Raw genomic sequence first — 17,093 nt, 5'->3', positions numbered from 1 at the left:
GATGCACATCGTTCCACGCCAACCCAGCCCTGCTCCCCGCCCGCGACTGGCTCCGCTCGCTGTTCTCCCAGTCTTTTACCGTCTCGCCGGCAAGCGCATCCTGCTTGCCGGTGGTTCGGAGGCTGCCGCCTGGAAAGCCGAACTCCTGGCCGCAACTGGCGCTGCCGTCGAGGTTCATGCACTGCCAGCCGAACTCTGCGAGGAAATGGCCAGCTTGGCCGGGACCGGTCAGGTCAGACTTGTCCCAGGCCATTGGGGCGCCGCCGATTGGCAGGGCTATGCCATGGCCGTGGGCGATTGCGAGGACGAGGCGGAAGCCGCCGCTTTCGCTGCTGCCGCACGCCGCCTGGGCGTGCCGGTCAATGTCATCGACAAACCCGATTTCTGCGACTTCCAGTTTGGGTCCGTGGTCAATCGCTCACCGCTGGTGGTCGGTATCTCGACGAGCGGTGCTGCCCCGATCCTCGGTCAAGCAGTGCGTCAGCGCATCGAAACCATGCTGCCGGCCACGCTGAGCGAGTGGGCGGGGCTGGCTCGGCGGGTGCGCCAACGCGCCACCGACCTGCTCCGGCCCGGAGCCGAACGGCGCTGGTTCTGGCAGCGTTTGGCCGACGAGGCTTTCCGCACGAGCCCGGAACACGCCAAGATCGACGACTGGATCAACCAGGCTCGGGGCGCACAAGTCGGGGGCGTGACGTTGGTCGGGGCGGGCCCGGGCGATGCCGAATTTCTCACAATCAAAGCCTTGCGGGCGCTCCAGGCGGCTGATGTCATCCTTTTTGATGATCTCGTTTCCGACGAGGTGCTGGAACTGGCCCGCCGGGAAGCCAAGCGCATCCTCGTGGGCAAGCGCGGTGGCCGGGAAAGCTGCCGGCAGGAAGACATCAACCGCACCATGATTGCCCTCGCCAAGGCGGGGCGTCACGTGGTGCGGCTCAAGTCAGGCGACCCGATGATCTTCGGTCGGGCTGGCGAAGAGATAGCCGAGCTTGAGGCTGCGGGCGTAGCCGTGAACGTGGTTCCTGGCATCACCACCGCGCTGGCGCTTGCGTCCGAACTCAAGCTCTCGCTCACGCACCGAGATTGCGCCCAGTCGGTGCGCTTCGTCACCGGTCATGCCCGCAACGGGCAGCTGCCGGAGAACTTTGACTGGCCGGCACTCTCGGATCCATCGACCACCCATATCTACTACATGGCCGGACGCACCTGCTCGACACTCGTCCATGGCTTGCTGCGCCACGGCATGCCGACGCAAACGCCCATGGTCCTGGCGAGCAATATCAGCCGACCGGGGCAAGTCATCGTGCACTCGTCCCTTGCCGACGCCCCTTCGGACATGGCGCAGCTGGATCTGAGCCAGCCTATCATCATCGCGATCGGCGCGGCGATGGGTCTTCGCCCATCGCTTGAAGTGGAGAGGGTACTGGCGCTTTAACCAGGCAGCAGGGACCGGGCCGTGCCGCTTTATGCAGAAAGCTGCAGTGAGCGGCGTTCAGGTAGCTGGAGGGCAGCAACCAGCGCGCGGTATTCGTGGCGAGCGTTGACATGCGATATCGACGGTGCCCCGCCGAGGAGGCCTGCATCGAGCGGATCGAACACCGTCATGCCGCTTAAAAACAGCGAACGGAAAATGACGCGCTCGGCGATGCCATCGGCGACGCGGCAGCCCAGACCCTGCGCCAGGCGCTCCACTGTGTCCTGCACCCGGCTGGCATTGTGTGAACTTAGATTGGAGACGCGGTTGCGCACCAAAACCCAGTCTATGCTCCGGCCCGAGCGTTGCTGGCGTTCCGCCCGCGCCTTCTGCACATTGCGCGAATAAGGGCTGGCCTCGAGCGGCTCGCCCGTTTTGGGATCGATGCGGGCGAGAACGTCGAGATCGATCATGCTGTCATTGATGGGCGTCACCAGCGTATCGGCGGAGCCATGGGCAAGGCGCGCGAGATTGCCGTCAAATCCGGGCGTGTCGATAACCACGAAATCGACCTCACCGCGCAGTCCATCCATGGCCCGGTTGAAGATGTCTAGCTCCACCCGCTGGTTCTCGCTCACGGAATCGCCCCAAGCGGTGGGAAGATGGACATGCTTGGGCATGAGGATGTCACGGCCGCTGGTGTCAGCCGTGTTGCGCCGGTTACGCATATAGCGCGTCAGCGTTTGCTGGCGGCTATCCACATCGATGGTGGCGACGCGATGGCCCTGATGCAGCAGGTAAACAGCCAAGTGCAGGGCCGTGGTCGATTTGCCCGAGCCACCCTTTTCATTCCCAACCGCAATGATGTGCGCGCCGCCCTCGGCCATTCGTCGACTCCAATTCGGGGTTGAGCTTCCCCGGCATCAAGGGATTTCATGGTTAACAAAACGCTAATGCTGGGCACTCTCCAGCACTTTGCAGTGGACAAGTTTAGGTGAGAACCGCGTCGCGGGTTTCGGCATCAACGAACAAGGCGGCAACGGCGCCAAGCATGAGGAGGCCCGCGAACAGCGCTACTGCCAGGGAGAAATCCTGCGCGATCACAACAGCCAGGGCCGATGGTGCTAGCAAGCCGCCAAACCGCGCAACCGACCCCGCGGCCCCCATGCCCGTGCCGCGCAGCGCCGTGGGAAACAGCTCGGGCGTGAAGGCATAAAGCGCGCCCCAGGTGCCCAGTAGCGCAAAGCTCATGAGCAGGATGGCGCCCCCGATCAGCACCGGGCTGCCGGCAAGGAAGAACAAGGCGCAGCCCGCGGCGCTGAGCAGGAGGAAGCCGATCAGCGTCGGCTTGCGGCCGATCGCTTCCACGCCATAGGCGGCCAAGGCATAGCCGGGCAACTGCGCCAAGGCGACGATGACCAGGAAACCATAGCCGCGCACATAGCCAAAGCCCTCTTCGGCAAGGCGACCGGGGAGCCAGGTGAACACGCCATAATACGAGATCGACACCAGAAACCAGACGCTCAGAATGGCCAATGTGCGTCGGCGCAGCGTGGGCGAGAACAAACTGCCGCCGGTCGCCACCACATGGGGCGCCAAGGTCTGGTCTTGCCTCAGCTCCGGCTTGCCATTGGTGCGCAGCACGCGGTTGAGGGTCCGGCGCAATTGCGCATCCTGGCCGGTGCGTTGCAGGTGCAGCGGGGATTCGGGCACCCAAAAGCGCAGGAAGATACCGATCAGCGCAGGAACTGCGGTGGCGGCAAAAATCCAGCGCCAGGCATCGCTCGTCACAAAGATGCTGGCGGCCCAGGCCGCCACCGCCACTGCGACGGTCCCCACGGCCCAAAACCCTTCCAGCATCACCAGCCAGCGACCACGGTTCTTGGCCGGCAGGAACTCGGCCATCATGGCATAGTCCACCGGCAGCGTTCCACCCACGGCCATGCCGGTCAGGAACCGCAGCAGGAACAGCACGGCAAGGTTGGGTGCGAATACCGACAGAAGGCCAAACACGGCATCGCAGATCACCGTGACCAGCAGCACCCGGCGGCGGCCAAAGCGGTCGGCGAGCCGTCCGAACAGGCTTGCGCCAATCAGCATGCCCAGGAAAAATAGCGTTCCGGTCTGGAGCGCTTCGGGTATGGACACGCCGAAGGTCGCGGCGATGGACGCGCTGGTGAACCCGACAGCGAGGACCTGCATGGCATCAGCCGCCCAGACCAGCCCAAAAATGCCGAGCAGGTGCCACTGAAAGCGACCCGCACCCGCCCGCTCCAAGACGCTTTCTACAGTCTCCTGCATGGTCATATTCTCACTCGCGACTAGTCTGCCGAACAACGACTTAGCGCAAATCGGAGGTGTTGCCGACCTGTTCGGGCAGTGCTCGATGTCGCCAAGACAGGCTGTTAGCGCTGGCCCTGCAGGTCGGGTTGCACAAAGACGCCGGCGGTCCCCAACTGCACCCGACGTCGCGCCATTTCTTCGGTATCCCCATAGCGATCAATCGCCCAGGACAAGGCGAGAACCAATTCGAACACCTCTTCGGCGGCAACATCGGCGACCGCTCGGTGCTCCGCCCGGGCGGCCTGCAACAAGCGCCCGGTTTCCTCGATGATGGGCTGACAAGAGTCGTTCAACGAACCGGAGGGATCTGCATGGGCCGCAGCCAGACAATAAGGCAGATCGTGCCAGATATGCAGCCGCCACGCCAGTCCGACCAGCCATTCCGCCAGCGCCTGGGCTGGCTCGAGCCTGTCGGAGAGCGACTTTCCATAGTTGAGAGCGTCAACAAAGCTTGATTGCATCACCGCGGCGAGCAGGTCGTCGCGCGTGGGAAAGTTGCGGTACAGCGTGGCATTGCCAACCCCGGCGAGCACGGCAATGCCGTCCAGCGGCGCCAACACCCCTTCAGCTTCAAAAATTTGGCGCGCTGCATCAAGGATCGCCTGACGGTTGCGCAGGGCATCGGTGCGCGGACGGCGCAGCCGCCGCTCGTTTTCCACGCCCTCGTTTTTTCCTGTCACATGCGCCATCGGCCCTCCTTGCCAAAGTGGGGACAGTCCCCATATAAGTTTTGTGGGGAACATCCCCACTTACATAGAGAGTTCACATGGAAAAGTCACTCGCGGGCCGTACAATCCTGGTTACGGGCGCCAACGGGGGTCTGGGCGAGCAGTTCGTGATCCAGGCATTGGACCGGGGCGCCCGTAAGGTTTATGCCGCAGCGCGAACCCCGCGCCAGTGGGACAACCCCCGCGTCACCCCGGTTTCGCTCGATATCACCAATGCGACGGCAATTGCTGCCACCGCAGCCATGGCCAGCGATGTCGATCTGCTCATCAACAATGCCGCCATTGCACCCGCAAATGACTCCCTCGCGGGCCCAGAAGACGCGTTGCGGCATATCTTTGAAACGAACTTCTTTGGGACCCTGGCCACCGCCAATGCTTTCGCGCCCGTGCTGGCGCAACACGGTGGCGGAACAATTCTCAACATCCTCTCGGCTGCCGCCTGGAGCGGCCTGTCGACGGGCTACGCCGTTTCCAAGACGGCGATGTGGGCAGCCACCAATGGCCTGCGCTCGCAGTTGCAGGGACAAAATACGCAAGTGGTTGGATTGCTGGTGGGCATGATCGACACCCCCATGTCGTCGCGCTGGGATGTCCCCAAGGTGACCGCCGCAAGCGTCGTCGCCCAAGCCTACGACGGTATTGCTGCCGGCGCGCTCGAAATTTTGGCCGATGAACCGACCCGAGGCCTTAAATCCATGCTGAACATGAAAGGTGAGCAGCTGTATCCCATGCTCCAGGAGCAACTGGCCTCCTTCATCCCGTAACCTGCAAAGCCCCCCAGGCGCTCGCCCGGGAGTTCACGGGTCTCAACCAGCCTCGCGCCCTATCAATGGGCAGCAGGATGCCCGCCACGGCTACGGGGGGCTAGTTCCAGTTGAAGGTGGCATGAGGCTCGCACCCAACTCTCGATCACCATTAGCGCCAGTGGCGCCTGGGGGCACAGGGCTCACCGCTAAGGCGCTACTGACGGGTACTGCGATAACCTGCGCCGGTCGCCTGACACCCGCTCAGCCCTGGAACCAAGCCTTGGTGGCGCCCGAACAGCGACGTAGACGCAGGTAACGGATAGACGACACTCTCTTTTACCAGCCTGAACGATTCAGAACGGATGCAATGCCCGGCTGCCGGGGGCGACCAATGCCAGCGCTTTACCAGTCGCGCACGCAGGAAAGCTCGTCCTTGCTCACCTGCTCGTGCACCTTTTCGGCGAGGCAGTCGCACTGCGCCTTGAAGGCCTCAGCCTCGTCCGACGTCAACTTCCCACCTGAGATTAAAAGCTCCAGCTGCGACTTGCACAGCTCGAAGTCAGGCGCGGCTTCGCCAGCCGCCTGAGCAGGCCCTACCCACAAGAGCGCGGTACAGATTGCGGCTGCGATAAACGTCGTCGGCGTGCGTCGTGACATTGGTGTACTTCTATGAAATGGGCGGCTAGTCCGTGCCTCATGCATACCGCGGTGTCACACGCAGGTTGATCCCCGTGTCGGGACGAATGGTCATCAGCATGGTCGGGGAAGGCAGCGCACGCGGGCCCGGGTCGAAGTGGAAACGAGACAGTAGGGTCCCCAGAATGATCTGCGCTTGCATCATGGCAAAATTGGCGCCGACACATACGCGCGGGCCTGCACCAAAGGGTAGATAGGCATAGCGATCACGGGCCTTGACCTGTTCGGGCAGGAAGCGGTCCGGGTTGAATACATTAGGGTCTTCCCACAGCATGGCATGGCGATGCAGCGCATAGAGCGGCAGGAAAATCACGTCATTGGCGTAAATATCGCGGCCCGCCAAACGGTCGCTGGCGAGCACTTCGCGGGCCAGCAACCCCACTGGTGGATAAAGCCGCATGGATTCCTCAAGAATGCGGCGGCCCAGCGGCATGGCTTCAAGATGATCAAGCCCTGCAGGCTGATCGCCAAGAACGCTCCGTGCCTCCGCGCTGGCTTCTTCTTGGATCTGAGGGGAGATGGCCAGGAGCTGCAAGGCCCAGCTGAGCGCGAGCGCGGTGGTTTCGTGGCCCGCGACGATGAAGAACTGCATGTTGTGCAGCACATCCTGAGGCGACATTGTGCGCCCGGTCTCCGGATCATTGGCCTTGAGCATGAAGTCGAGTAGATCATCAGCCTGGCCGGTGGCTTGCTCGCGGCGAGCCTCGATGGCCTTGGCGACCATGTCGTGCATGGTGTGGACGGCGCTATACCCCAGCAGTTCTCCTGGGCGCGGAAACCAGCTGGGGACGCGCAGAAAGTCCAGAAGCGATGCCCGTCCGGCGGTCTCGAAATACCGAATGATGGCCGCGCCATAGGCTCGTGCATCGAAATGCTCACGGCCCGACAAGGCGACCTCGCAGATGACGTCGAAGGTAGCGGTCAGCATTTCTCCTAGCATTTCGGCATGCGGCCCTGCCGTGTGCAGCCGCTGTGCGGCGCGTTCCGCGGTTGCCGTCATCACTGGCGCGAGTGCTGTAACATTGCGCTGCGCAAAAACCGGCGCGACGGCGCGGCGTTGCCAACGCCAGTCGGCGCCTTCGGCGGTGAACAGACTATTGCCGATGGCTGGGCGAAGCATGCGCAGCATGACCTCGGACTTAGGGTAGTTGGCCGCATTGTCGAGATAGATCCGCCGCAGGGACGCCGGATCCTGCACCATGTGCCAGCGCGCCGCGCCCATTCGCCCCGACACTATAGGTTGCTGATAAGCAATGGCGGGAATGATCTCGAGCACGCTGCGGCGTGCAGCCCGCACCGACTGGAGGATAGATAAGGGCTTGCGATGGGGCTCAACATGGGGCGGCAGGATAGGCCGGTCGGTCGCGGGCAAGGCCGTGCTCCTCGTTCGAGGTGAGCCACTCCTACCGCATCACCTCCCTAGTCCAAAGCCACACATGGGTGATTGCTGCGCCGGATGCGGCTCCCAGAGGCGGCCGTACCTGGCTCAGTTCTCGGAGAGGCGGTAAAGCACCATTCCGCCATGATGGAGAACACCATCGAGGAAATCGCCATCGGCGGTGAAACCGGTATCGTCCCAATACTCGATATGATCGCCCTCGATCTCATAGCGACCCTGATAGGCACTTTCGCGGTTTCCCCGGGCTTCGTCATACCGGCCATCAGGCAGCAGTTGGTGACGGACATATCCATCTTTCGTAACCCACATGCCGACATAGGGGTGAGCCTGCATAGCGTCTGCTCCGTCTTGAGGAAATGTCGGGGTACTGGCCAGGACGAGAGTCATAGCCAGGCAAATTGGCGCCAATCTCATGATTGTCGCCTTCCTCAGTGCGCCGCCGCAGTGGGCCGAATGGTGATCTCATTGGTGTCGACATTGTCCGGCGCTTCGATGATGTGCCGGACCGCCCGGGCGATGGCCTCTGGCTGGAGGCTGATCCTCCGCCATTCGGTCATCGCTTCTGCCGTGGCTGGGTCGGTTATCGAGGATGCAAGTTCGGATTCCACGACTCCAGGATTGACGCAGGTCACCCGGATTGTGTCACTCTCCTGCCTGAGACCATCCGAGATGGCGCGTACCGCGAACTTGGTCGCGCAATAGACCGCGGCCGTCGGAGTGACGGCGAGCGCGCCAATCGAGCCGACATTGATGATCTGACCCGATGCTTGCGCCTTCATCGCGGGCAGCACCGCCGCAATACCCCAAAGCACACCTTTGATGTTGACGTCGATCATGCGCTCCCACTCATCGAGCTTGAGAGCATCGAGCGGTGAAAGGGGCATTACGCCTGCATTATTGACGAGCACATCGATACGCCCCCACTTGCCCAGCGCAGTCTGGGCAAAGTGCGCCATGCCCTCGCGGTCGGTGACGTCGAGTTCAGCGAACTCGGCTTGACCGCCAATCGCCCTGACTTCCTCTGCTAAGGCCTTGAGCCGGTCCGTTCGGCGGGCGCCGAGCATAAGCTTGGCCCCACTTGCTCCCAGTTCTCGGGCGATACCGGCGCCGATGCCACTGCTGGCCCCGGTGATCAGAATGACTTTGCCTTCGCGACCCATGGTGTTCTCCTTCTTCCCGCTTGTGGTGCCGACGGCAAGTCCCCGACCGGTCTGTCCACGCTGCCGTCGGCCTGAAGAATGGCAATTTAGTCCGCAAACACAATTTGCCTTCTGCCCTATGCTGAGGTTAGCTTTGCTAACCAATGGCCATTGATCTGAACCTTTTGCGTGTCTTTGTGGCCGTCGCCGAGGGCGGCACGTTCCGGGCCGCTGCCGACCGGCTCGGCGTCACGCGCTCTGCCGTGAGCCAAGGCATTCAGCGGCTCGAAGACATCTTGTCTCAGCCCTTGTTTCAGCGTTCGACACGAAGCGTCCGCTTGACGGAATTTGGAGAAACGCTGCTTGAGGGAGTTGCCCCTCACCTGGCCGAGATCACAGCCACCCTAGAGACTGCGATGGACGCGGTTGGAGCGCCCAAGGGCCTTTTGCGGATCACCGCCACCTCCATCGCCGAGCGGTTCCTCTCGGGCCCTCTTATCGCTTCATTCGCGGAAGCTTATCCGAACATCACGTTGGACGTGACGGTCTCGGACGATGAATTCGACATCGTTGCCGCAGGATACGACGCTGGTGTCCGTCTCGGTGAGGTGATCGAAAAGGACATGGTCGCCATTCCAGTGACCGGACAGCAACGGCAAGTGGCCGTAGCATCGCCGAAGTATTTCGAGAAATACGGTTGGCCCCGGCATCCCAAAGAACTCACCAATCATCGATGCGTCGGCTGGAGGCCACATCCACAATCTGCGCCCTATCGGTGGGAATTCGAGCGGGACGGTCAGGCCTTCGACGTTGCCGTGGAACCTCAGGTGACGACCAATGACATGTTGTTGATGGTTCGCACGGCGTTGGCGGGCGGCGGCATCACCTTCGGCATCGAAGAAACCTTCCAACCCTACTTGGAGAGAGGGGAATTGGTTTCGGTGCTGGACGATTGGCTGCCGCCCTTCGCAGGTTTCTTCATCTACTTCCCCAGCAGACGCACGGTCTCTCCAAAATTGCGGGCGCTTCTCGATCACATTCGTGATCTGCGGAGCAAAGAGTAGCCCCCGCAAACGGACGGGGATAGGCGATAGCAGCACCTCCAAGCTTGAACCGCAATGGAGCCGCGGCTTGCCCGACACCATCAGAGCGACAGTCGAGCCTGCAAATCCTTGAGTAGCCACTGCCCGGCCGGGCCGGGCACTTTGTCAACCATGCGCGCGGCATAGATGGTCAACGCATCTCCGGGCGCCTGGGCATCTTGGGCCAGATCCAGGCGAACCAAATCTCCTGCTGCGACATGGTCGGCAATCAGATGTTCGGGCATTCGGCACCAGCCGAACCCGGCCAGGAGGAAGTCCAGCCTGCGCCCCAGATCGACGAAACGCCAGGGTGTAGCGCCCGTCAGGCCGTAGTTGTTTGCATCGCGCTCAACCGGATCCGAAAGGACGAGCTGGATGTGGCTTTCCAGGTCGGCACGAGTTGCGGGCCGATCGAGCTTGGCTAAGGGATGCTCGGCCCCGACGACCGGCGTAAGCGCGACGCGAAACAATGATGAAGCCACCACGTCAGGGGGCACAACCGGCAGCAAAAGGCAAAACGCCAGCGCAACATCGCCGTTGCGCAAACGGCGCAGGGCCCCGCCAAGGCCTTCGGTGGAGAAACTGATGGGGAGATGCGGATAGGCCTGATGTAGGGCGCGCAAACTTTCGATGAGCGGGCCAGTGGGCACAAGTGGGTCGATAGCCAGAGCCAGCTCGGGCTCGATCCCGCCTCGGGCGCCAGCGGCTACGGCTTCAAAGCGTGCTGCGCTCGACAACACCATCCTCGCCTGACTGACCAACACCCGGCCGGTTTCCGTCAAGCGCGGGCGATGGCCGCTGCGGTCAAATAGCAATACGCCCTGCGCCGCTTCCAAAGTCGCCACAGATTGGCTGATTGCCGATTGCGCACGGCTCAATTGCCGCCCAGCGGCGGAAAAGCTGCCGGCATCCGCGATGGTAACCAGGATACGTAGCTGGTCGAGACTAAGATTGCCAATCAAGGTCCATCTCTCCAGCCGATGGTTTGTATCAGTTTATTATCGCTCCTGCTGTGAGGGCAAGGGCACTAAACCTGCCTCGAATTTTCCGGCTGTCTCAGCCAAACTCGAGGACCAACTTCAATGCCCAAAATTCTCGTTGTCGAAACCAGCCCGCGGGGCGAAGCGTCGATTTCCCGCCAGCTTACGAAACGCGTTATCTCTAACTGGCGGCTCTTGAACCAGGATGGGGAAGTCATAACGCGCGACTTGGCAGTAGCTGCGCTGCCCCATGTTACCATGCCGTGGCTATCGGCTTATTTCACCCCACCGAATACTCATACGCCGGACATGGCAGCGCAGCTTCGTCTCTCAGATGCTTTGGTTGAGGAACTGCTTGCGGCCGACGAGTTGGTCATTGCCACGCCAGTCTACAATTATAATATCCCCGCCAGTCTCAAGGCCTGGATCGACTATATCGTGCGCAAGGGGTTGACGCTCGGATTTGATGGCAAGGGTCTGCTGACCGGCAAAAAGGCCACTGTGATCATCGCGTCCGGCGGAATCTATGGAGCCGCCTCACCAATCGAGCACCTCAATTTTGCGCCGCGATATCTTGAGTCCATACTCAACGTTCTCGGCATCACGGACGTGACGATCATTCATGGCGAAGGCGCAAAGGCCGTGGATCTTGGAGAAGCAACGATGGACAAGTTCGTTGACGCCGTGGTTCCCGAAATGAAGCGCTCTGCGGCAGCTTGATTGCTCAGGAGTATGTGGGCTTCTAGCGGGGCCTGCCTACGCTCCTACTCCGGTCTCAATTGGCCCCAGGACCTTTCCACTCTCGCCACGGAAAAGGTCCGCCGTGGCGGACCTTCAAGCAGTGGTGTCTAACGACAGAAAGGGAAGCCCGGGGCACCTATCGCACAGGGCTTTTGCCCGTTGGATGCGCCGGGGCCGGGGCCAGTGTTCGGGCCGGGCCTGCTGTTGCCGCGGCCATCGTTGTTGCCATGTCCTGCGGGCCCATCTTTACCCGGGCCTGCATTCCCAGGACCGTTGTTGCTACCGGGACGGCCGGGACCATCGTCGCCGGGCCTGTGGGGACCAGGACGGCTTGCGCCTGGCCGGACCGGGTCATGGCGGCGGGGCGCCTCAAATCGGGGCGGGCTGCCGAAGTCGGATTTAAACGTCGGCGAAGGACGTGTCGGGCGGCTCGACTCTGCCAGGTATTGCCAGGAGACCCAGCCAGCCGGCCCTCTTTTGCTGACATAGCACCAGCCAGCGCGACAACCTTCAACATTGACGCGTTCGCCGCGCTTGAGCGTGGCGGCAACTGCGTAGCCGGTGCCGGGGCCTGTTCTGACGTTGACGTTTGTCGTCGCTACTGCCGGTGCGGCGAGCGCCGCAGCTGCCGTTCCAAAAAGGATTGCGCCAGCCAGCACGGCACCGAGAATGGGTTGAGTAATTCGCATCTATATTCCTAGTTCGCGGACGATAACGCCCTAAGCGCCAAGAGCGCCCTCGTTCCTGAAGATTGTATGAACGCCGCAAGCCTGCGCTGCTTGAACTCACGGGAGCGAGTGGCCTTTGCCCGTTATTCATCGGGTATCACTCGGCTGGCAACGATCACCGGCATCAAGCGTTGCGGTCATCCCGTGCAGGCCTTGCCTGCCGCGTTCCGGCGCTCGGCGCCCGACCGCATGCTAACACGCAGATCGGCCCACACTTGCGCAAATACCAAGCCGTCCTACTCGCCGTGATGCTTTGCGGCCTGCCCTCATCCGTTTGGGCGCAAGCACCGCAGCCCGTGGGTTCAGCCAAAGTACACGGGGTAACCCTGCCGGACGAAGCCCGCACCGAAACGCAGCCGCCCGAACAAGGCGGTCAAGCCCAGCAGCTGATGAAGGAGGCCCGGATCCAACTCGAGCGCGCGGCCCACAAGCTGGACCTCGAGGACGAAACCGGGCTTGAGGACGCGCTCCGGTCCGCCAGGAACGCCCTTGAGGAGTTCGACGTCAGCCTCGAGCAGCTGGACCAGTCATTACCCGGCTATGTTCCGCTGGAGCTGGCGACCAGTCTGTCCAAGCAGGTCGATACCGCTCGCCTGCTGTTGGATACCGATCGGCAGGCAGCCGCGTCCAATATGTACGAGCTGGTCTTGCGCGTAACGGACCTGACGGCGGAGGCCGATCTGCTCATCGGCAGGCCATTGCTCGGCAAATCCGGCCAGGCGCTCGGCGACATTTCCAATGTGCTGATAACCGCTGACGGTCGGGTGCAAGCCCTTGTCGTAGATCGACAGGGTGCCGGCACCGACCGGCAGTTCACCGTGGAGTGGAGAACCATATCCATCTCCGGAGCGAACCTGACGGCCGACCTTGCAGAGGACGATCTGCTCCTCTTGCCGGACTATGTCGCGCAGTGACCGCATCCGGTTGGGGTCAAGTTCACTTCAGCAGTCGAGCGCTTGCGGGCTTGGGTAGCGACTGTCTGTTTCTTGCGTTCTTCGGAGATAAGCAGAACCAGCGGCGCCTCGAACATCCGTTTGGGTGCCGAAACACTGCCCGCAAGCAATGTGCCCCATTAGGGTGACGCCCCCTGCCGCACGCCCCTAGATCCATGGCCGCTCCTGGGAAACCTTCGCCAAAATTGACGGCCATCAAGCTCCTGCCCCCCGTCCACGCTATTCTGGCAGACCACAAGGGGAGAAGTGCCATGGACGATGATGTCGCTGCCAGCTCAAGCCCATCCACGGTCGCCGCGCCGGTGCGCAAGACTCAGGTCCCCCAAATGAAGGCGGCGGTGTTCGTTGAGCCGGGACGGATCGAGCTCGAGTCCAAACCCGTTCCAGATGTGGGCCCGCTCGCCGCCCTGATCCGCATCACCATGACCACAATCTGCGGCACGGACGTGCACATCCTCAAGGGGGAATATCCCGTCGCCAAAGGGCTGACCATCGGCCATGAGCCGGTCGGCATCATCGAAAAGCTTGGTTCGGCCGTGCAGGGTTTCAGTGAGGGCCAGCGCGTGATTGCCGGTGCCATCACCCCTTCGGGCCACTCCATGGCCTGTCTTTGCGGCTGCCTTTCGCAGGATGGGCCCGACACCAAGCACGGTTTCAAGGCGATGGGCGGGTGGCGCTTCGGCAATACGATCGATGGCGCCCAGGCCGAATATCTGCTGGTGCCCGACGCCATGGTCAACCTGGCGCCCATTCCCGATCATCTCAGCGACGAACAGGTGCTGATGTGCCCCGACATCATGTCAACGGGCTTTTCCGGCGCCGAAAGCGGCAAAGTGCGTATCGGTGACACCGTCGCCGTTTTTGCCCAGGGGCCGATCGGTCTTTGCGCCACTGTCGGCGCCAAGCTGATGGGAGCAACCCGCATCATCGCGGTGGAAAGTGTGCCGGCACGGCAGGAGATTGCCCGCCAGCTTGGTGCCGACGACATCGTGGACTTCAGCAAGGTCAATCCCGCCGAAGAAATCATGCGGCTCACCGATGGCCGCGGGGTCGATGTCGCGATCGAGGCGCTGGGTCGGCAGCAAACCTTCGAAGGGGCGCTGCGCAGCCTGCGCCCCGGCGGGACCTTGTCTTCGCTCGGGGTTTATTCCACCGATCTGACCATACCGCTCGATGCCTTTGCGGCTGGGCTCGGCAATCAAAGCATCGTCACTACGCTTTGCCCCGGCGGCAAGGAGCGGATGGCCAGGCTCATGGATGTCATCGCCTTCAAGCGCGCCGACCTCACGCCACTCGTCACCCACCGCTTCCGGCTCGATGACATCGTGGCGGCCTACGACCTCTTCAGCCATCAGCGCGACGGCGTCCTCAAGGTCGCCATCACGCCGTAAGCGGCGTTGGGAGCCCATCTGCGCACCCGACGGCAAATGCGTCTAGCCCAAGGGCGCTGAGCCGAACCGGGCAAAGAAATGCGCGCTCCATCCACCAGCCGGCGCTCGCAAATTGCCAGGTTCCCGGCAAAAACCCTCTACAGCGGACATTGACCTGACAGGAGGTCAGGCGACCATCTGCCGAGATCCGGGTCATAAATCTGAGTATCGCCTACGAGCTCGCTTGATGGCAGGCGTCGAACTGTCCGAGATCGACGAAAAGCTCTTCGACACTCCGGCAAGGCACAATCGAGAATGAAGAGATGCGTTGTCCCAGAACTGGTTCTACCCTGAGGTCTACATCAAGATCAGGGAAAGAACTGTTGGCGCACCCGACAGAATTCGAATCTGTGACCTCTGCCTTCGGAGTGCTTTACGATGCCTTTCCACGCCGGGGCTTATACTGCTAACGCTTGGAAATATAACGTCTTTCTTAATACAATGGAAGATGGCGTTGCCCGTTTTTGTATGGGGTGTTGTCCCAAAGTTGTCCCAAAATTTCAGGCAGCCTAGGCGCGACTGCAGGCGTGCTATAGGCCTACGAGGATCGCCATGCTCCACGCCTGGCAGCGTAGAGTCGACGGGAGATGAGACATCGACGGCTGGTAACACTTCGAGGTTGCTACAGAGACGCGATGGGATGCCTAAGCCAGTCAGGCCGGGAACACGGACAACCTTTGGCTAAGCCGAAGCGTCCTGAGAAGCAGACTAGGACCTTGCTCGCCGAACCATGAAGCCTTCAGTCACCTAAGTCTCCATCCGGTCCGGACAGAACTGCCCCGTTGCGGTCATCATCGGAATACTCGGGGGCAAGAGCCAGCAACAATCCCCCGCGCAATCGGATGCACCAGCAACAGAGCGTCCACCTCCTCACGTCTTCATAGTGATCGGGTTTACCCGATGTCCAGAACCCTCGCCAGCGGGCCCTTCAAGTGCGCCGTAGCCCTTTGCCTCGTTACTCGGCGGTTTTTTCACGCAAAGGGAACTAAAAGCGCAGCAACAGCAAAAGCAGTAGAAGGACGGGTAACACCTTTGTCACCACAGGTAACACTTTTCGCACTTTGAGGAGCGTTGCGTGAAAAGTGTTACCCGAGCTGAATAGAGTGTTACCCGCAAGGGCGAGCAAAAGCACTAAGGTGCCAAGCATTCACAGGGTCGACCGGATCAATTCTTCGTCGCGAGGGGATCGGTTTCAGCCGATCTGACGAAGTGCCGGCAAAGGGAACGCAGACGTCTGAGATGGGGGTGGATCGCGTAGACTCCTCCGCGCTGAAACAAGCCGTCTCGCCGAGCGAGACTTGTAGTGAGGTGCTGTGAGAATTATGCAATGCAGTCTGGCTGGCTAAGGCGCACTGGCGACAAAGCGCCCCACAACGGTCATTCCGGCCGTGCTTTCGGTTTGCCGTTAGCTGCCATTCATGCCGCGGCCCGCTGTCGTTTTTGGGGTGGGTTGCCGTCAGTCCGCTTCCGGGTTGGCTCTACCGGGAAACTGAACGTCCGGTTTCAGGTGGCGCCTGCGATCAGGGGACAATGGTGGTCTGACGGCGTAGGTCGTCTGTCAACCTTTGGTACCCCTTTTAAGAAACATTGATGATAACTTCTCGGTGGCCCCTACGACCACCATCACATCAGGGAGCCTGCCTCACACTCAGAGCAAGCCCGATTACGGATGCTTTTGGGTGGACCCCAGAAAAAGCTGACGCCGGCCGATCGGCAAACTTGTTGCCACAAACGGAAGCAATTCTCGGTGTGTTGTGGTGTAAGCAGATATTCTCTCGGCCAGATAGAAGGACTTCGACGGTCGTTGTTTGGCCCTGAAGCGTACGTTCGTACGCACCGCAGAGGACGTTCAGGGACATAAGGAAGCCCAGATGCGCCGCGTGAAAGCCAGGCTCAGCCGCCGCGCAGCCTGCAATTGGTAGCACTGTGCCAGAAGAGGGTGAAAAAGTCGGATTGAAGCACCAAGCCGACAGGATGGCGACGACTAACTTCCTGCGCCAAGCCAAGATAGAATGCGAATCACCCTCCCGCCGAAATCCGAACACCTCAGTAAAAACATCATTGCTGCCGGCGTTGGAGGTGTTCGTAAACAGACTGAAGATGGCTACGCATTGCGGCTTCGGCGGCAATGGGGTCGCGATCTTCGAGAGCAACAATGATGCTCTCGTGCTCTGCAAAGACGTCGGAACGGCGAGATTTCGAGAACGTATTCTGCCGGGCAACGCGCCAGTCGGCACGCCGAAGCGTGGCCGTCGCCAGATCGTACATGGCCAGCAGCAGGATATTGTTGGTACCGATAGCAATGGACCGATGAAAGGCGAAGTCGGCGTTTTCGAAACCATGCGCGTCATCCGCATGGGCGACGAATTCAGCTTTCTGCCGAATATCCTGGATCTGTTCGCGAGACGCCCGCAAGGCGCAGAGGCGAGCCATTATAGGCTCGAACTCGATCCGCACTTCCATCATTTCTGCCGGACTGGTTTCGGCGGCCTCTTCAAGAAAGGCCTGGGGATGCGGGGGATGAATGGAGGAGATGAAGGTGCCCTGCCCCTGGCGGCGCCAGATGATGCCCTCCGCTTCAAGCCGATCAAGAACCTGACGCAGACCATAGCGGCCCACATCGAAGTGCGCACACAAATCCCGTTCCGGAAGCAGGCGCCCACCCGCGCTGAGTTCACCCGCTTTAATGGCTTTCCGCAGGCGCTGTGAAATCT

The 17,093-nt window shown here is 61.3% G+C and carries 15 protein-coding genes; 7 read left to right on the top strand and 8 right to left on the bottom strand.

Going from position 1 to position 17,093, the window contains the following annotated elements:
• Position 1: 1 nt before the first annotated feature.
• Positions 2–1,435 (top strand): siroheme synthase CysG, encoded by a 1,434-nt coding sequence (gene cysG / locus HRQ64_RS03950; RefSeq protein WP_172122237.1) that lies wholly within the window; start codon positions 2–4, stop codon positions 1,433–1,435.
• Positions 1,436–1,464: 29 nt separating this feature from the next.
• On the opposite strand, the gene HRQ64_RS03945 is transcribed toward cysG, so the two are convergent.
• From HRQ64_RS03945 to HRQ64_RS03935, 3 genes are all read right to left on the bottom strand, one after another.
• Positions 1,465–2,301 (bottom strand): division plane positioning ATPase MipZ, encoded by an 837-nt coding sequence (locus HRQ64_RS03945; protein ID WP_172122235.1) that lies wholly within the window; start codon positions 2,299–2,301, stop codon positions 1,465–1,467.
• Between the two features lie 103 nt (positions 2,302–2,404).
• Positions 2,405–3,715: an MFS transporter gene (locus HRQ64_RS03940; protein ID WP_172122233.1), complete on the bottom strand. Its 1,311-nt coding sequence runs from the start codon at positions 3,713–3,715 to the stop codon at positions 2,405–2,407.
• A gap of 104 nt (positions 3,716–3,819) precedes the next feature.
• Positions 3,820–4,446, bottom strand: coding sequence for a TetR/AcrR family transcriptional regulator (locus tag HRQ64_RS03935; RefSeq protein WP_172122231.1), 627 nt, complete (start codon positions 4,444–4,446; stop codon positions 3,820–3,822).
• A gap of 77 nt (positions 4,447–4,523) precedes the next feature.
• On the opposite strand from HRQ64_RS03935, the gene HRQ64_RS03930 reads away from it, so the two are divergent.
• Positions 4,524–5,249 (top strand): SDR family oxidoreductase, encoded by a 726-nt coding sequence (locus HRQ64_RS03930; RefSeq protein ID WP_172122229.1) that lies wholly within the window; start codon positions 4,524–4,526, stop codon positions 5,247–5,249.
• A gap of 384 nt (positions 5,250–5,633) precedes the next feature.
• Here the strand turns inward: HRQ64_RS03930 and HRQ64_RS03925 are convergent, their stop codons facing one another.
• The 4 genes from HRQ64_RS03925 to HRQ64_RS03910 all read right to left on the bottom strand — a co-directional run bounded on the left by HRQ64_RS03925 (position 5,634) and on the right by HRQ64_RS03910 (position 8,486).
• Positions 5,634–5,888, bottom strand: coding sequence for a hypothetical protein (locus HRQ64_RS03925; RefSeq protein WP_172122227.1), 255 nt, complete (start codon positions 5,886–5,888; stop codon positions 5,634–5,636).
• Between the two features lie 37 nt (positions 5,889–5,925).
• Complete coding sequence (locus HRQ64_RS03920) at positions 5,926–7,299, bottom strand: cytochrome P450 (protein ID WP_210258504.1); 1,374 nt, start codon at positions 7,297–7,299, stop codon at positions 5,926–5,928.
• 114 nt (positions 7,300–7,413) lie between these two features.
• On the bottom strand, positions 7,414–7,659 hold the full coding sequence (locus HRQ64_RS03915; RefSeq protein WP_349236665.1) for an Atu4866 domain-containing protein: 246 nt from the start codon (positions 7,657–7,659) through the stop codon (positions 7,414–7,416).
• Positions 7,660–7,754: 95 nt separating this feature from the next.
• Positions 7,755–8,486 (bottom strand): SDR family oxidoreductase, encoded by a 732-nt coding sequence (locus HRQ64_RS03910; RefSeq protein ID WP_172122223.1) that lies wholly within the window; start codon positions 8,484–8,486, stop codon positions 7,755–7,757.
• A gap of 143 nt (positions 8,487–8,629) precedes the next feature.
• Here HRQ64_RS03910 and HRQ64_RS03905 point away from each other — a divergent pair, with 143 nt between their 5' ends.
• Positions 8,630–9,529, top strand: a complete 900-nt coding sequence (locus HRQ64_RS03905) for a LysR family transcriptional regulator (RefSeq protein ID WP_172122221.1) — start codon at positions 8,630–8,632, stop codon at positions 9,527–9,529.
• 80 nt (positions 9,530–9,609) lie between these two features.
• Here HRQ64_RS03905 and HRQ64_RS03900 read toward each other — a convergent pair whose 3' ends face one another.
• Positions 9,610–10,509 (bottom strand): LysR family transcriptional regulator, encoded by a 900-nt coding sequence (locus HRQ64_RS03900; protein ID WP_172122219.1) that lies wholly within the window; start codon positions 10,507–10,509, stop codon positions 9,610–9,612.
• A gap of 120 nt (positions 10,510–10,629) precedes the next feature.
• Here HRQ64_RS03900 and HRQ64_RS03895 point away from each other — a divergent pair, with 120 nt between their 5' ends.
• From HRQ64_RS03895 to HRQ64_RS20055, 4 genes are all read left to right on the top strand, one after another.
• Positions 10,630–11,247, top strand: coding sequence for an NAD(P)H-dependent oxidoreductase (locus tag HRQ64_RS03895; RefSeq protein WP_172122217.1), 618 nt, complete (start codon positions 10,630–10,632; stop codon positions 11,245–11,247).
• Positions 11,248–12,292: 1,045 nt separating this feature from the next.
• The gene (locus HRQ64_RS20430) at positions 12,293–12,910 is read left to right on the top strand and encodes a PRC-barrel domain-containing protein (RefSeq protein ID WP_172122213.1); all 618 of its coding nucleotides are present in this window, start codon (positions 12,293–12,295) and stop codon (positions 12,908–12,910) included.
• 365 nt (positions 12,911–13,275) lie between these two features.
• Complete coding sequence (locus tag HRQ64_RS03880) at positions 13,276–14,340, top strand: NAD(P)-dependent alcohol dehydrogenase (protein WP_210258597.1); 1,065 nt, start codon at positions 13,276–13,278, stop codon at positions 14,338–14,340.
• A 1,992-nt stretch (positions 14,341–16,332) separates the two neighbouring features.
• Positions 16,333–17,088, top strand: coding sequence for a hypothetical protein (locus HRQ64_RS20055; protein ID WP_248308190.1), 756 nt, complete (start codon positions 16,333–16,335; stop codon positions 17,086–17,088).
• Positions 17,089–17,093 lie beyond the last annotated feature (5 nt).

It is taken from the genome of Devosia sp. 919 (assembly GCF_013185965.1).
In the GTDB taxonomy this organism is placed as follows: domain Bacteria; phylum Pseudomonadota; class Alphaproteobacteria; order Rhizobiales; family Devosiaceae; genus Devosia.
This window is presented reverse-complemented; position numbering and strand designations above follow the sequence as displayed.

What these genes read in the sequence shown, in the direction of transcription:
- HRQ64_RS03940 (WP_172122233.1), bottom strand. Translation starts at nt 3,715, where the DNA reads ATGCAGGAGACTGTAGAAAGCGTCTTGGAGCGGGCGGGTGCGGGTCGC.
- HRQ64_RS03880 (WP_210258597.1), top strand. Translation starts at nt 13,276, where the DNA reads ATGAAGGCGGCGGTGTTCGTTGAGCCGGGACGGATCGAGCTCGAGTCC.
- HRQ64_RS03930 (WP_172122229.1), top strand. Translation starts at nt 4,524, where the DNA reads ATGGAAAAGTCACTCGCGGGCCGTACAATCCTGGTTACGGGCGCCAAC.
- HRQ64_RS03915 (WP_349236665.1), bottom strand. Translation starts at nt 7,659, where the DNA reads ATGCAGGCTCACCCCTATGTCGGCATGTGGGTTACGAAAGATGGATAT.
- HRQ64_RS03945 (WP_172122235.1), bottom strand. Translation starts at nt 2,301, where the DNA reads ATGGCCGAGGGCGGCGCGCACATCATTGCGGTTGGGAATGAAAAGGGT.
- HRQ64_RS03895 (WP_172122217.1), top strand. Translation starts at nt 10,630, where the DNA reads ATGCCCAAAATTCTCGTTGTCGAAACCAGCCCGCGGGGCGAAGCGTCG.
- HRQ64_RS03925 (WP_172122227.1), bottom strand. Translation starts at nt 5,888, where the DNA reads ATGTCACGACGCACGCCGACGACGTTTATCGCAGCCGCAATCTGTACC.
- HRQ64_RS03910 (WP_172122223.1), bottom strand. Translation starts at nt 8,486, where the DNA reads ATGGGTCGCGAAGGCAAAGTCATTCTGATCACCGGGGCCAGCAGTGGC.
- HRQ64_RS03935 (WP_172122231.1), bottom strand. Translation starts at nt 4,446, where the DNA reads ATGGCGCATGTGACAGGAAAAAACGAGGGCGTGGAAAACGAGCGGCGG.
- HRQ64_RS03905 (WP_172122221.1), top strand. Translation starts at nt 8,630, where the DNA reads ATGGCCATTGATCTGAACCTTTTGCGTGTCTTTGTGGCCGTCGCCGAG.
- cysG (WP_172122237.1), top strand. Translation starts at nt 2, where the DNA reads ATGCACATCGTTCCACGCCAACCCAGCCCTGCTCCCCGCCCGCGACTG.